Source organism: Salinifilum ghardaiensis, from assembly GCF_054491345.1.
On record NZ_CM137101.1, the window covers coordinates 2,911,402 to 2,926,016 of the forward strand.

General features: G+C 71.7%; 12 protein-coding genes. 6 read left to right on the plus strand and 6 right to left on the minus strand.

Annotation, left to right across the window (positions count from 1 at the left end; translation table 11 throughout):
* Window positions 1-19: 19 nt before the first annotated feature.
* Window positions 20-1,432: an MFS transporter gene (locus ACVGV0_RS13275; protein WP_459155981.1), complete on the minus strand. Its 1,413-nt coding sequence runs from the start codon at window positions 1,430-1,432 to the stop codon at window positions 20-22.
* A 264-nt stretch (window positions 1,433-1,696) separates the two neighbouring features.
* On the opposite strand from ACVGV0_RS13275, the gene ACVGV0_RS13280 reads away from it, so the two are divergent.
* The 4 genes from ACVGV0_RS13280 to ACVGV0_RS13295 all read left to right on the plus strand — a co-directional run bounded on the left by ACVGV0_RS13280 (window position 1,697) and on the right by ACVGV0_RS13295 (window position 5,292).
* Window positions 1,697-2,437: a GntR family transcriptional regulator gene (locus ACVGV0_RS13280; protein WP_459155982.1), complete on the plus strand. Its 741-nt coding sequence runs from the start codon at window positions 1,697-1,699 to the stop codon at window positions 2,435-2,437.
* A gap of 63 nt (window positions 2,438-2,500) precedes the next feature.
* Window positions 2,501-3,484, plus strand: a complete 984-nt coding sequence (locus tag ACVGV0_RS13285) for a nucleoside hydrolase (protein WP_459155983.1) — start codon at window positions 2,501-2,503, stop codon at window positions 3,482-3,484.
* Window positions 3,485-3,523: 39 nt separating this feature from the next.
* Window positions 3,524-4,501, plus strand: coding sequence for a ribokinase (locus ACVGV0_RS13290; protein WP_459155984.1), 978 nt, complete (start codon window positions 3,524-3,526; stop codon window positions 4,499-4,501).
* 47 nt (window positions 4,502-4,548) lie between these two features.
* Window positions 4,549-5,292 (plus strand): HAD family acid phosphatase, encoded by a 744-nt coding sequence (locus ACVGV0_RS13295; protein WP_459155985.1) that lies wholly within the window; start codon window positions 4,549-4,551, stop codon window positions 5,290-5,292.
* Between the two features lie 100 nt (window positions 5,293-5,392).
* On the opposite strand, the gene ACVGV0_RS13300 is transcribed toward ACVGV0_RS13295, so the two are convergent.
* From ACVGV0_RS13300 to ACVGV0_RS13315, 4 genes are all read right to left on the minus strand, one after another.
* Complete coding sequence (locus tag ACVGV0_RS13300) at window positions 5,393-6,121, minus strand: GolD/DthD family dehydrogenase (RefSeq protein ID WP_459155986.1); 729 nt, start codon at window positions 6,119-6,121, stop codon at window positions 5,393-5,395.
* A 25-nt stretch (window positions 6,122-6,146) separates the two neighbouring features.
* Window positions 6,147-7,466, minus strand: a complete 1,320-nt coding sequence (locus tag ACVGV0_RS13305) for an RbtT/DalT/CsbX family MFS transporter (protein ID WP_459155987.1) — start codon at window positions 7,464-7,466, stop codon at window positions 6,147-6,149.
* A 426-nt stretch (window positions 7,467-7,892) separates the two neighbouring features.
* Window positions 7,893-9,326, minus strand: coding sequence for a gamma-aminobutyraldehyde dehydrogenase (locus ACVGV0_RS13310; RefSeq protein WP_459155988.1), 1,434 nt, complete (start codon window positions 9,324-9,326; stop codon window positions 7,893-7,895).
* 83 nt (window positions 9,327-9,409) lie between these two features.
* Window positions 9,410-10,801: an aspartate aminotransferase family protein gene (locus tag ACVGV0_RS13315; RefSeq protein WP_459155989.1), complete on the minus strand. Its 1,392-nt coding sequence runs from the start codon at window positions 10,799-10,801 to the stop codon at window positions 9,410-9,412.
* Between the two features lie 234 nt (window positions 10,802-11,035).
* Here ACVGV0_RS13315 and ACVGV0_RS13320 point away from each other — a divergent pair, with 234 nt between their 5' ends.
* Window positions 11,036-12,436, plus strand: coding sequence for an APC family permease (locus ACVGV0_RS13320; RefSeq protein ID WP_459155990.1), 1,401 nt, complete (start codon window positions 11,036-11,038; stop codon window positions 12,434-12,436).
* Here the strand turns inward: ACVGV0_RS13320 and ACVGV0_RS13325 are convergent.
* Window positions 12,418-12,903 (minus strand): Lrp/AsnC family transcriptional regulator, encoded by a 486-nt coding sequence (locus tag ACVGV0_RS13325; RefSeq protein ID WP_459155991.1) that lies wholly within the window; start codon window positions 12,901-12,903, stop codon window positions 12,418-12,420. The genes ACVGV0_RS13320 and ACVGV0_RS13325 overlap by 19 nt on opposite strands.
* 199 nt (window positions 12,904-13,102) lie before the next feature.
* Here ACVGV0_RS13325 and ACVGV0_RS13330 point away from each other — a divergent pair, with 199 nt between their 5' ends.
* A complete protein-coding gene (locus tag ACVGV0_RS13330) occupies window positions 13,103-14,596 on the plus strand; it encodes a CoA-acylating methylmalonate-semialdehyde dehydrogenase (protein WP_459155992.1) in 1,494 nt (497 codons plus the stop codon).
* Window positions 14,597-14,615: the final 19 nt, after the last annotated feature.

Here is a 14,615-nt window from a genome sequence, read left to right on the forward strand (position 1 = left end):
TGCAACGTCGCACGTCTCCTCAGTGTTGTCGATCTCTTCCGTTCTTCTCCGCGGGCAGGTCCGGCCGGATGAACAGCGCGCTCACCACGGCCAGGACTCCGAATCCCGCGGCGGTGGCGATCGCCGCGTGGAACGCCGCGGGGGTGGCCCCGCCGAGCGTCCCCACCGCGCTCGTCGACGCGGCGATCCCCAGTGCTGCACCGACCCCGAAGCACGCCCCGTTGAGCCCGGGCAGCGAACCGGGTTTGTCGGCCGGTGCCAGTTCCACGGCCAACCCGCTCAGCGCGGTCAGGCCGTACCCCGTGTACGTGACCCCCAGCACGGCGAGCGCGATGGCGACCGCGGTGATCGATCCGGAGCCGAGCACCAGCGCCACCAGCGCCGCGGCCGTGCCGACGCATCCGATCAGCACCGAGCGGTGCCAACCGATGCGCGGGGCGAAGTGGCCCGCGAGCGGTGCGACCACGAGTCCGATCATCGACGCGGGTGCCAGCAGCAGCAGCGCCGATCCCGCGGCGGACATCCCGAAACCCGCCGGCGGGGGTGTCTGGGCGATCAGCGGCACGGCGAAGTTGAGCAGGCCGAACACTCCCGCGAGCAGGAACGTCGTCGTCAGCAGCACCGGCCACCCGCGCCGCGAGGCGACCACGGAGGCGTCGATGATCGCGTTCGGCGCCGTCCGCTGGGTCCGGAAGAAGACGCCGAGGAGCAGCACCCCAGCCAGCAGCAACCCCAGCGTCGCCGGGGAGGACCAGCCCCACGCCCCGCTCTGGTTGAGCCCCAGGACGACTCCGGCCAGTCCCAGCCCCAGCAGGGACATGCCGCGCCAGTCCGGAGCGCGCCGGGTCGGCACCGAGCAGTCCGGGGCCGCGCGGTGGACGACCAGCAGCGCCACGAGGCTGAGCAACGCGGTGACCGCGAAGATCCCCCGGAACCCGACCAGGTCGGCCACCGAACCCCCGATGACGGCGTCGCACCCGGCGATCCCGCCGTTGATGGCGGTCACCAGTCCGAGTGCGCGTCCGAATCGGTGCGGTGGGTACATCTCGTGCATGATCAGGTAGACGAGGGCGAACGAGGCCGCCGACACGCCCTGCAGGACGCGCCCGGCGATGTAGACGTGGATCGTCGGAGCGGCGGCGGCCAGGACGTCGCCGATGATGAGGATCCCCAGGGTCATCAGCAGCAGCCGGCGCCGGCCCCACCGGTCGCTGGCCCTGGCGATGCAGACCTGCCCGACGGCCGCGAACAGGAAGAACAGCGTTTGCGAGAGGCCGACGAGCTCGCTGGTGGTGCGCAGTCGCGCGATCACGTCGGGCAGTGCCGGGGTCAGCATCGTGGCGTTGACCTGGTAGCCGGCCACGGCCAGCACCATGGCGGGCAGGAAGGTGCGGCCGCCGGTTGCGGCGGGCCGCGTGCGGAGGGTCGTCACGGAGGACCTCCACTCGACGCAGGACGGGCTCGGGGAGCGCCTGGGTGAGGCGTCGGCAGTCGTCCACCTCGGATCGAGGCGGAACAACCTGTCAGACAAGCTCGATGGGTTGGCCGCACTGTTTACCGCACGCGCACCGCCGGGTCAAGCGGAAAACCGAGCGGGATTACCTCGAAAAGCTCCGCGATGCACCGTTGACGAAGCCCCGCGCGAGCCCTAACTTGTCTGACAGCATTCGAGCCGCGCGACGTGGAAAGGGGAACCGTGCCACGGCAGGGACCCAAACGAAGGCCCTCGGTCGAGCTGTACGAGCGGGTCGTCGACGCGATCCGCGACGGCACCTACCCACCCGGGTCGACGCTGCCCTCCGAACCCGCGCTGGCGACCGAGTTCGGCGTGAGCCGACCGGCCCTGCGCGAGGCGCTGATCCTGCTGCAGGAGGACGGGGTGATCACGGTCCGCCGCGGCGTGGGCCGCACCGTCACCGGCAACCGCCCCCGCCGCGGCTTCGAACGCCTCACCCCGATCGAGCTCCAGTTCACCGGCAGCGCGGGGGTGCGCCCCCTCGCGCGGGCGTTCGAGGAGCCGACCGACCTGGTCCTGCAGCACCTCCCCGCCCCCGCCAACAGCGAGATCCGCTTCTGGGAGAGCGTCGTCGCCGTGGACGGCGCGCCCGCGTGCCTCGTGCAGGAGTGGACCCTGCCGGACGAAGTCCTCGCCGGCGTGCACCCGGACCTGCCGGAGGAGCTCCACCGCGGGGCCGAGGAGTCGCGCTCCATGCTCGCCGCGTTCACCGCCGAGCACCTCGAGCTCACCTTGCACGCCGCCAGCGATGTCACCGCGACCGTGCTGGGGCGGCAGCGCGGCGCCGCGTTCGAACGCCCCGCCGACACCCCGGTCGTCCTCGTCACCCAGGTCGTGCGCGCGGAGACCGGTCCGGTGCTCATCGCCAAGTACGTCCTCCCCAGCGGAGCACCGCCGCTCTCGCTGTTCCAGACCCCCTGACCACCCGTCCCCGCCCGGCGGCGCGCACCCTCCCGGGCGGGGCGCACCAGGAGGAACGACGCAGTGAACCCGCGCACCACTCTGCTCGTCGACTGCGACACGGGCATCGACGACGCCCTGGCCCTGCTCTACCTCGCCCTCGACCCGGAGACCGAGATCCGGGCGGTGAGCACCGTTTCCGGCAACGTCGACGCGGAAACCGCCGCGCGGAACACCTTCCGCGTGCTGCGCCTCGTCGGCCGCGACGACGTGCCGGTCGCGGTGGGGGCGCAGCGCACGCTGCGCGGCGGCCGGTGCACCCACGTCCCGCACATCCACGGCCACGACGGGCTGGGCGACGCCGGCGCCCCGGGCGGGGCCGCGTCCGCCGCGCCCGCGCCGGCCGCCGGGACCGGCCCGGAGCAGATCGTCCGCCTCGCCCGGCAGCAGCCGCGCCAGCTGCACCTGCTGGCCCTGGGACCGCTGACGAACCTCGCCCTCGCGCTGCTGCTCGAACCGCGCCTGCCGGAGCTCCTGTCCGGGATCACGGTCATGGGCGGAGCGCTGCACCACCCGGGGAACGCGACACCGGTGGCCGAGGCGAACGTGCACAACGACCCCGAGGCCGCCCGGCTCGTGCTGCGCGCCGGCTGGGACTGCACCCTCGTGCCCCTCGACGTCACCACCACCGAGGTGCTCACCGCCGAATCCCACGCCCAGCTCGCGAACGCCGCCTCGCCCGTGGGCTCCTTCGCAGGAGCGATCCTGCGGCGGTACCTGGACTTCTACGAGCACCGCTCCGGGACCCGGCAGGCCGCCTGCCACGACGCGCTGGCCGCCGCGATCGCGGTCGGCGACCTCGCGGAGGCCACCACCGCCCGGCTGGCCGTCGACGTGGACACCGGCGACGGCCCGGCGCGCGGCACCACCGTGGCCCGCCCGCCGGAATCGGGCACCGGCGATCCGAGCGTGCGCGTCGTCCGGGAAACCCCCGGTGATTTCGCCGAACGCCTGCGCGACCGGCTCCGCGCGGCCCGCCCGCCGGAGTTCCCCGACCGCGCGGCCTGACCCGACCCCGCACCCGCCCCGTCCGGAGGAAGGACCCCGATGCCCGCCAACGAACCCCTCTCCGCGCGATGCGTCCCCGCGCTGCAGCCCCGCCCCGAACCGGACATCGCCGTCGTCGGATCGCTCAACATCGACCTGACCGCGCGCGTGCACCGCCACCCCGCACCTGGCGAGACGGTGCGCGGAAGCGGGCTCACCGCGACGCCGGGGGGCAAGGGGGCGAACCAGGCGGTCGCCGCGGCGCGGCTGGGCGCCGCGGTGGCGATGCTCGGCCGCGTCGGCGACGACCACCACGCGGAGGCGCTGCTCGGCAGCCTCCGCGACAACCGGGTGGACACCGCGCACGTCGTCCGCGACCCGCACGCCCCGACCGGGACCGCCGTGGTCACCGTCGACCAGGCCGGGGAGAACAGCATCGTCCTCGACGCGGGTGCGAACGCGCGCACCCGCCCCGAAGACGTCCGGCGCGCCGCGTCCCTGCTCACCGCGGCGAAGGTCGTCTCGCTCGTTCCCGAGATCCCCGGGGAGACCGTCTGCGCCGCGGCGCGGCAGGCCCACCGGGCCGGTGTGCGGGTGGTGCTCAACCTCTCGCCGGTGACGCAACTGCCCGCCGACGTGCTGCGGACCTGCGATCCGCTCGTCGTCAACGAGCAGGAGGCGCGCGAGCTGGCAAGCGGCGCGGACGCGCCGGGCGAGGCGGTGGAGGACCTCGCGCGGAGCGTGCTGCGCCTGGGAGCCCGCTCCGCCGTGGTCACCCGCGGCGCCCGCGGCGCGACAGTGGCCACTGCGGACACCGGTGCCGTGGAGCACGTCCCCGCTGTCGCGGTCGAACCGCACGACACCACCGGGGCCGGGGACGCCTTCGCCGCGGCGCTCGCCTGGCGGCTCGGCGAGCGCGACAGCCTCCCGACGGCCGCGCGCTGGGCCGCCCACGTCAGCGCGCTGGCGGTGCGGCGCCCGGGAGCCCAGCCCTCCTATCCCACGCTCGACGCGGTCACCGCCGCCCGCGCCGGGTGACACCGCGCCCTTCCCGCGTTGCACGACCGACCCACTGGAGCGAGAACATGCCGCACGGACAGCGCAGCAACACCGGCGGGCTGCTCCGCACCGCCGGCGGGATCGCCCTCGCCGCGGCGCTCGTCGCGGGAGCCCCGGCCGCGGGAGCGGCCTTCGACTCCGCCTCCGAAACCGAGTCCGCGTCCGAGCCCCCGCGGGCGGAGATGCCGAACCTGACCACCGTCAAGGACTCCATCACCGAGTACCACGACTCCGGGCAGTGGCACGACGACATCGCCGAGCGGTCCGCGCAGGCCCGCGAGCACCTCGAGCGCGCGCTGCGCGGTGGGGTGGACGACCCGGCGATCGTGCTCGACATCGACGACACGAGCGTGAGCACGTACCCGTACCAGCGCGACCACGACTACGGCTACGTCGACGAGGCCTTCGACGAGTACGTCCACGGAGGAGCGTTCCCCGCGAACCCGCCCGTGCGGCGACTGGCCCGCTTCGCCGCGGAGCGCGGCGTGGCCGTCTTCTTCGTCACCGGCCGGGACGAGAGCCCGCGCATGCGGCACGACACCCTCCACCACCTCCGCGAGCAGGGGTATCCCGACCCGGCGGGCCTGTACCTGCAGCCCCCCGAGGACGACCGCCCGTCGGTCGTGCCGTACAAGTCGGGCGCGCGCGCCGACATCGAGAGCCGCGGCTACGACATCGTCGTCAACGTCGGCGACCAGCGCAGCGATCTGCGCGGCGGGCACGCGCGGGAGGCGGTGAAGCTGCCGAACCCGGTCTACCGGATCGACTGAGCCGGTGCTGCCCGCACGCGCCCCGTCCCCGTCCGCTCGGGCGCTCGCTCCCCCGCTCGCTGGGTCCAGCGGGCGGGGGAGCGAGCGCCCAGTGCTGCGGTCAGCGGACGGTGAAGCCGCCGTCGGCGCGCAGTTCCGCGCCGTTGACCATCGCGGCCTCCTGCGAGGCGAGGTAGGCCACGGCCGCCGCGATCTCGTGGGGCTCGGCGAACCGCCCGGCCGGGATCTCCCCGCGGTGCGCCTCGCCCTTGGGGTTGTCCCAGGCCGCGCGTCCGAGATCGGTGAGCACGACGGTCGGGGACACGGCGTTGACCGTGATGCCGGAACCGCCCCACTCCAGCGCGAGCGTGCGCGTCATCCCGAGGAGGCCGGCCTTGGAGGCGCAGTAGGCCACGTGCTCGTCCAGGCCGACGTCGGCGGCCTGGGAGGCCAGGTTGATGATGCGCCCGCCCCCGCTGCCGAGCATGCCGCGCCCGACCGCCTGGCACATGAGGAAGCTGCCGGTGAGGTTGACCTCCAGCGTCCGCCGCCAGTCGGCGGGGTCGATCTCGACGGCGGGCGCCAGCAGCGCGACACCGGCCGAGTTGACGAGCACGTCGATCCGACCGTGCTGCTCGGTCACCTCCCGCACGCACGCGTCGACCGATTCCTCGTCCGTGACGTCCACCCGGTGGGTGGAGGCGCACTCGTCGGGCAGCTCCGCCAGCCGGTCGGCTCCGGCGACCGCGGCGCCCTGCTGCTTCAGGGCCCGCACCACCTCGGCCCCGATGCCCGAGGCGGCGCCGGTCACGAGCGCCACTCGTCCGGTCAGTTCGAACACGGTTCGCACACTCCTCGTTCTGCTCGGATGGGGATCAGGCCGGCGCGCTCACCGCGCGGGTGCGGGCGGACTTGTCGTCCTCGGGGACGCGGAGGAAGTGCACCATGACGAACGCCGCCGCGTAGAGCAGGACGAAGGCCCAGACGACCGCGGTGTTGCCGAGTCCGAGCATGTAGACGGCGGTGACGACCGCGGAGCCGAGGAAGGCCGAACCACCGGCCGCCGTGGTGTACATGGCCATGGCCGCGCCTTTGAACTGCGGTGCCAGCGCGGGCATGATCGCGCCCATCGGGACGAACCCGGCCAGCAGGCAGCCGAACACGCAACCGGCGACGACGGCGAGCCAGAAGCCCCACACCGACCCGGCCGGGACCCAGTGCGGCACGTACCACCAGGCCAGCAGCCCCACCGCGGAGCCGAACACGCCGAACCACTGCACGGTCAGCCGCCAGCCCCACCGGTCGCCGATCGCGCCGAAGACCGCGTTGACGAGGATGTTCGTGGCGTACACCAGCACGGTCATGGTCAGCCAGCGGCTCTGGCCCCATTGCAGCTGATCCGCGATGACCGTGGGCAGGATGATGAACATGCCGTACTGCGGGGCGGTGTTGATCCAGCGCACGAGGAAGCCCATGAAGATCTTGGGCTGGCGGTAGCTCAGGCGCACGCCCTCGGTGATGACCTGTCCGGCGGGCACGCCCCGCGGGGCCAGGCGCCGGTCGCCGTGCGGCTCGGTCACGGCGAACTGCGCCAGCAGGAACCCGAGGAGCACCAGCACCGAGGAGGCGATCATCGCACCGGTCTCACCGCCGGTACCACCGCCGAAGGCCGGGATCATGCCCAGCGCGAACAGCGAGCCGAGCGTGGGCAGACCACCGGTGAACATGACGTAGAACCAGCCGACCGCTGCGCCCTTGCGCTCGGTCGGTGCCACCACGTTCACCCACACGAGGAAGGCGAACGCGAACAGCGGGTAGCCGAAGCCGCGCAGGAAGTAGGTCAGAAAGACCAGGGGCAGGCTGCCGACGGACAGGCTGATCAGGAACAGCACCTCGAAGCCCAGCCACACGGCCGCGCCGAGCTGCATCACGCGCCGCGGGCCCCACAGGTCGGCCAGCGCGCCGGACAGGTAGCTGCCCACGAACACGGACACGCCGTACATCGAGATGATCGTGCTGACGGTGGCGGTAGTGCTGCCGAGCACGCTCTCGATGTGCGGCGAGATGAAGTTCGACTCGGTCCCGTTGCCGGTCATGAAGATCAGCACGGCGAGGAACCCCCAGCGCAGGGAGTGGGGGATGCCGATCCGGTCGAGCCCGGTCTCGGTGCGTCGATTGGCTGCGTCGGTACTCATCACGGCGATTCCGGTTTCACTCGTCGGGCGGGAGGACGGTCCACCGAAGCGAACACTTAACTTTCTCCAGTTTAAGTATCACGTCTATGTTGTGACTTTGTGTGCGAAGCAGCTTGTCTCGTCACACGCGCTTTGTCAAAGCCCTCCGGCAGGACTCGCCTTCCGGAATTCCGTGACCTGGGAAAACACAGTGATCCGCACCCGCCCCCTCGGTTCCGAATCGCTCCAGCGCCGCGATCGCACCCCCGGTGCGGGAACTTCGGTGGACACGGCGCGCTTCCCGCTGAGCACGAGCACCACAAGGTGCAAGTTCGATTGAACAGGATCGTTGTTAAAACGACACAGGCGCGCCGCGCGGCGCGGCCCCGGTGGTGCGGAGCCCGCGCCGCGCGGCGCGCCCGGACGGATCGGACTGCCTCGTGGCGGTCAGTCCTCGATCTGCGACATCACGTGCTTGACGCGCGTGTAGTCCTCCAACCCGTACAGCGAGAGGTCCTTGCCGTAACCGGAGTGCTTGAACCCGCCGTGCGGCATCTCGCCGACCAGCGGGATGTGGGTGTTGATCCACACGCACCCGAAGTCGAGCTCGCGGGACATCCGCAGCGCGCGGCCGTGGTCGGTCGTCCACACCGAGGAGGCCAGCCCGTACTCGACGTCGTTGGCCATCGTCACGGCCTCCTCCTCGGTGGTGAAGCGCTGCACTGTCAGCACCGGCCCGAAGACCTCGGTCTGCACCGCCTCGTCGCGCTGCTCGAGCCCGGAGACGACGGTCGGGGCGTAGAAGTAGCCGCGCTCGCCCACCCGGAAGCCGCCGGTGTGCACCGTGGCGTGCCCCGGGAGCCGGTCGACGAGCCCGGTGACGTGGGCGAGCTGGTCGGCGTTGTTCAGCGGGCCGTAGAACGGCTCCGCGGCCTCCGGACCGGTCTCGGTCGCCCGGGCCTGCTCGGTCAGCGCCTCCACGAGCGCGTCGTGGATGCCGGGACCGGCCAGCACGCGCGTGGCCGCCGTGCAGTCCTGGCCGGCGTTGAACAGCGCCGCCTCGGCGATGCCCCGGGCGGTCCGCTCCACGTCCGCGTCGTCGAAGACGACCACCGGCGCCTTGCCGCCGAGCTCGAGGTGCACGCGCTTGACGTCGTCCACCGCCGCTTCCGCGACGTTCTTGCCCGCCCGCACGCTGCCGGTGACCGAGACCATGTCCGGCTCGGGGTGCGCGACGAGCTCGCGCCCCGTGTCGCGCCCGCCGCAGACCACGTTGAACGCCCCGGCCGGGAGGTGCTCGGCCATGAGCTCGGCCAGGTACAGCGTCGAGGCCGGCGTGGTCTCGGCCGGCTTCAGCACCACCGTGTTGCCCGCGGCCAGGGCCGGCGCGAACTTCCACACGGCCATCAGGATCGGGTAGTTCCACGGCGTGATCTGCGCGCACACGCCGACCGGCTCGCGGCGGAGCCACGAGGTCAGCCCCGGCAGGTACTCCGCCGCGGCCCGGCCCTCGAGCGTGCGTGCCGCGCCGGCGAAGAACCTGGTCTGCTCCAGGATCATCGGCAGTTCCTCGGCGTGCGCCACAGCGCTGGGCTTGCCGGTGTTGGCGCACTCCACGCGCAGCAACTCGTCGGCGTTGCGCTCGATGTCATCGGCGATGCCCAGCAGCGCCCGCTGCCGCTGGGCCGGTGTGCGCCTGCTCCAGTCCGCGAAGGCGGTGCGCGCCTCCTTCATCGCGGCGTCCACATCGGACCGGTCGGACACGGCGACGTGGCCGTGCACCTCCTCGGTGGCCGGATCGATGACCGGCTGCGTGCGGCCGTCCGCCGGGTCGACGAACGCACCGCCGATGAAGTTGCGGAAGATGCGGGGTTCCTGCACGGTTCGTGCACCTCCTGGGATGCGGCGGTGATGAGCGGGTCCCGCCACCGGCGCAGATCGCCGGTGGCGGTGGTTCGGTCCGGTCAGAGCTGCTTCCACGCTCCGGTCAGCACGGTGCGCAGGATCTGCTCGATCTCGTCGAAGTGCTCCTGCTCGCAGACCAGCGGCGGCGCCAGCTGCACGACGGGCTCGCCGCGGTCGTCGGCGCGGCAGTACAGGCCGTTGGCGAACAGCTCCTTGGAGACGTGCTCGCGCAGCACGCGCTCGGACTCCTCGGCGGTGAACGTCTCGCCCGTGTGCTGGTCCTTGACGAGCTCGACCCCGTAGAAGTACCCGGCGCCGCGCACGTCACCGACGATCGGCAGATCGCGCAATTTATCCAATGTGGACTTGAACGCGCTCTCGTTGGCGCGCACGTGCGCGTACAGGTCCCACTGCTCCATCAGGTCGAGGTTGGCCATCGCCACCGCGCACGACATGGGGTGCCCGCCGTAGGTGGACCCGTGCGCGAACATCGTCGTGCCGTGCTGGAACGGTTCCGCCACGCGGTCGCCGACGAGCAGCGCGCCCAGCGGGGCGTAACCGGAGGTCATCCCCTTGGCGGTGGTGAGCATGTCCGGCTGGTAGCCGTAGCGCTGCGCGCCGAACTCGTGCCCGAGGCGGCCGAAGGCGCCGATCACCTCGTCGGAGACGAGCAGCACGTCGTAGCGGTCGCAGATCTCGCGCACGCGCTCGAAGTACCCGGGCGGAGGTGGGAAGCACCCGCCGGTGTTCTGCACCGGCTCGAGGAACACGGCCGCGACGGTGTCGGGGCCTTCCATCTCGATCGCCTGCGCGATCTGGTCGGCGGCCCAGCGCCCGAACTCCGCGTAGTCGTCGCCGTGCTCGGGCGCGCGGTAGAAGTTCGTGTTGGGCACGCGCAGCACGCTCGGCACGAGCGGTTCGAAGTCCTGCTTCGCACCGGGCAGCCCGGTGATCGACAGGGCGCCGGCCGAGGTCCCGTGGTACGCGAGCGAACGGCTGACGACCTTGTGCTTGGTCGGTTTCCCGGTGACCTTGAAGTACTGCTTGGCGAGCTTCCAGGCGGTCTCCACCGCCTCCCCGCCGGAGACGGTGAAGAAGACGCGGTCGAGGTCTCCCGGCGCGCTTCCGGCGAGGCGCTCGGCGAGCCGGATGGCGCTGGGGTGCGCGTGCGACCAGAGCGGGAAGTACGACAGCTCCGCGAGCTGCTCGGCGGCGGCGCGGGCCAGCTCGTCCCGTCCGTGCCCCACCTGCACGGCGAACAGTCCGGCGAGCCCGTCCAGGTACCGCTTGCCCTGGTCGTCGAACACGTAGGGGCCGTCACCGGAGGTGATCACGGGGACGCGCTCGCCCTGCTCGCTGTGCACGGCGTGCCGGGTGAAGTGCATCCACAGGTGCTCCCGCGCGGCGTCATCGAGCGGGGTCGCGGTGCCTGCGGTCTCAGAGGGGGCCATCGGTGTCCTCGCACTCGTTCAACGACGTTGGCAATACGTGTATCGCACAGTTCATCGCTAGATGCAAGCATATCCGTGGCTATAACCATTCAACACAACGAAAAACGTTCCCTCTGCCGTTGACGACGACGGCCCTCCGGGGGTTAATGCCCCCTCGGGGTCCCGGCGCCGGGGTGCAGCAGGCGCCCGCCGGGACGTCATCCGCCCGACCCCGCCACGAGGGAGTGCTTGCTCATGACGACGACCGGGAGCACGCTGCAACGAACACTGGGGATGTGGGCGATCGTCGCCCTCGGCCTCGGGTACATGACGCCGACCGTCGTGTTCGACACCTTCGGCATCGTCTCCGACCGCACGCACGGCACCGTGCCGACCTCGTACCTCATCGCCCTGGTCGTCATGCTCTTCACGGCGATCAGCTACGGCAAGATGGTGCGGGTCTTCCCCAGCGCGGGATCGGCGTACACCTACACGCGCAAGACCATGCACCCGGTCGTGGGCTTCCTCGTCGGCTGGGCGGCGCTCCTCGACTACCTGCTGCTGCCGATGGTCAACGCGCTGATCATCCGGCAGTACCTGGAGTCGGTGTTCCCGGGAGTGCCCGCCTGGGTGTGGGTGCTGGCCTTCGTCGGCTGCGTGACCGCGGTCAACGCGTGGAGCATGCGGTCGACCTCGCGGCTGAACACCGCGCTGTTCCTGTTCGCCGTCAGCATGGTGGCGGCCTTCCTCGTGCTGATCTCGGTGCAGCTGGCAGGGGGGCTCGGCCAGGGAACCGCGGCCACCCTCGACCCGCTGTGGAACGAGGGCACGCACCTCGCCGCGCTGCTCGCCGGATCGACGATCGTGGCCTTCTCCTTCATCGGCTTCGACGCCGTAACGATGTACACCGAGGAAGCGCGCGACGAACGCACCGTGCCGCGGGCGATCCTGCTGACCGTGCTCATCGGCGGGGTGCTGTACTTCGTCTGCTCGTGGTTCACGCAGGCCGCCTTCCCCACCAACGCGCCGTTCTCCCAGCCGGACAACACGACGCCGGAGCTGGGGATGCTGGTCGGCGGCCCCGTGTTCCAGGCGCTGTTCCTCGCCGGCGCGTTCGGCGCCACCGCGGCCTCCGGCCTCGCCTCGCACGCCAGCGTGTCCCGGCTGCTGCACGTCATGGGGCGCAACGGCGTGCTGCCGGCGAAGCGGATGTTCGCCCACGTCCACCCGCGCACGCGCACCCCCGCGTACACGGTGGTCTTCGTGGGCGTGGTGAGCCTGCTGGCGATCGCACCGAGCCTGGAGCTCATCGCCTCGGTGATCAACTTCGGCGCGCTGATCGCCTTCACCTTCGTCAACCTGGCCGTGCTGGCGCACCACGTCGTGCGCGAGCGGCGCGTGCACAGCGCACCCGAGGTGCTGCGGTACGTGGCCATGCCGCTGGTCGGAGCCGCCCTGACCGGCGTGCTCTGGTACTTCCTCTCCGCCGACGCGCTGGTCGCGGGCCTGGTGTGGACGGCGCTCGGGTTCGGCTACGTGCTCGTGCTCACGCGCGGCTTCCGGCGGCCGCTCGACGACCTCGAGCTCGTGCCGGAGCAGGAGGCGGCTCCGGACGCCGACTCAGCCGAGGATCCCGATCAGCGGGTTCCCCACTGATAGGTCTGCTTGTACAGCTTCAGGTACGGCAGGGTTTCCGCGTCCCGGACACCGCTGATGGCGCGCACCTGGCGCGAGACGACCTCGAGGAGGTGCTCGTCGTCCTCGCAGACCGCCTCGCAGAGGAGGTCGTAGCGGCCCGCGCAGAGGACGACGTAGCTCATCTCCTCCATCTGCGCGACCTCCTCGGCGACCGGTTCGATCGGGCCGTCCACCTTGATGCCGACCATGGCCTGGCGGAACATGCCGACGTGCATCGGATCGGTCACCGCGACGATCTGGATCACGCCGGCCTGGGTCAGCCGCGTGACGCGCTGGCGCACGGCCGCCTCGGACAGCCCCACCGCCTTGCCGATGGCCCCGTACGGCCTGCGCCCGTCCTCCTGCAACTGCTCGATGATGCGCTTGGACACCTCGTCCAGGGCACCGTGCCCGGCGTTGTCGACGTACTCGTACCTGCGCTGCACATGCAGCATGATCCAGGTCGCGCGCGCCCGCCCGCAAACCGGTCGTGGTGCAACACACGCGGCGCCGCCCACTATCAAGTCCTAATGTATGGACAAATGTTGACAGCGGCTGCGCGCACGGCGTAGACAGAGACCGCCCCCTGGACGGGGCCGGTCGACCGGCACGGACAAGTCCCAGCCGCGAGGAGCGAGACGGAACATGAAGACAATCCAGCACTGGATCGACGGCGCCGCCGCCGAGGGGACGTCGGGCCGGTACGCCGACGTCACCGACCCGGCGAGCGGACAGCGCACGGGTCGGGTCGCACTCGCCGGTGCGTCCGACGTGGACACTGCTGTGTCCTCAGCCGCCAAGGCGTTCCCGGACTGGGCGAGCACGTCGCTGGCCAAGCGCACCGAGATCCTGTTCGCCTACCGCGAGGCCCTGCACCGCCACCGCGACGAGATCGCCGCGCTCATCACCGCCGAGCACGGCAAGGTGCACTCCGACGCGCTCGGCGAAGTCGCCCGCGGCCTCGAGATCGTCGAGTTCGCCTGCGGAATCGGCCACCTGCTCAAGGGCGAGACCTCCACCCAGGTCGCCACGCGCGTCGACGTCGAATCGCTGCGCCAACCGGTGGGCGTGGTCGCCGGGATCACCCCGTTCAACTTCCCCGCCATGGTGCCGCTGTGGATGTTCCCCATCGCGCTGGCCTGCGGAAACACGGTCGTGCTCAAGCCCAGCGAGAAGGACCCCGCGGCCACCACCCGGCTCGTCGAGCTCGCCACCGAGGCCGGCGTGCCCGACGGCGTGCTCAACCTCGTCCAGGGGGACAAGCCCGCCGTGGACCGGCTGCTGGAGCACCCCGACATCGACGCGGTCAGCTTCGTCGGCTCCACGCCGGTGGCCCGCGCGGTGCACAGCACCGCCACCGAGCACGGCAAACGGGTGCAAGCCCTGGGCGGCGCGAAGAACCACATGCTCGTGCTGCCCGACGCCGACCTCGACCAGGCAGCCGACGCGGCCGTCTCCGCGGCCTACGGCTCGGCCGGGGAACGGTGCATGGCGGTCTCGGTCGTCGTCGCCGTCGACCCGGTCGGCGATGATCTCGTCGAGCGGATCGCCGAGCGCGCCCGCGGGCTCACCATCGGCCCCGGCACCGACCCGAACAGCGACATGGGCCCGCTGATCACCGCCGAGCACCGCGACCGCGTCGCCTCCTACGTCCCGCAGGCGCGCGAGCAGGGCGCCGACGTCGTCGTCGACGGCACCGAACTGCGGGTTCCCGGCCACGACGACGGCAACTTCCTCGGCGTGAGCCTGCTGGACAAGGTCACCCCCGAGATGACCGCCTACCGCGACGAGATCTTCGGGCCGGTGCTCTGCGTCGTCCGCGTGCGCTCCTACGAGGAGGCGCTGCAGCTGATGAACTCCTCGCCCTGGGGCAACGGCACCGCGATCTTCACCCGGGACGGCGGCGCGGCGCGGCGGTTCAAGCTCGAGGTGCGCGCCGGAATGGTCGGCGTCAACGTGCCGATCCCGGTGCCCGTGGGCTACCACTCCTTCGGCGGGTGGAAGGACTCGCTGTTCGGCGAGCACCACATCTACGGCACCGACGGCGTGCACTTCTACACCCGCGGGAAGGCCGTCACCACACGCTGGCCCGACCCCGGCGAGGGCGGCGTCGACCTCGGATTCCCCAACAACTCCTGATGTTCAGCAACCCCTGACG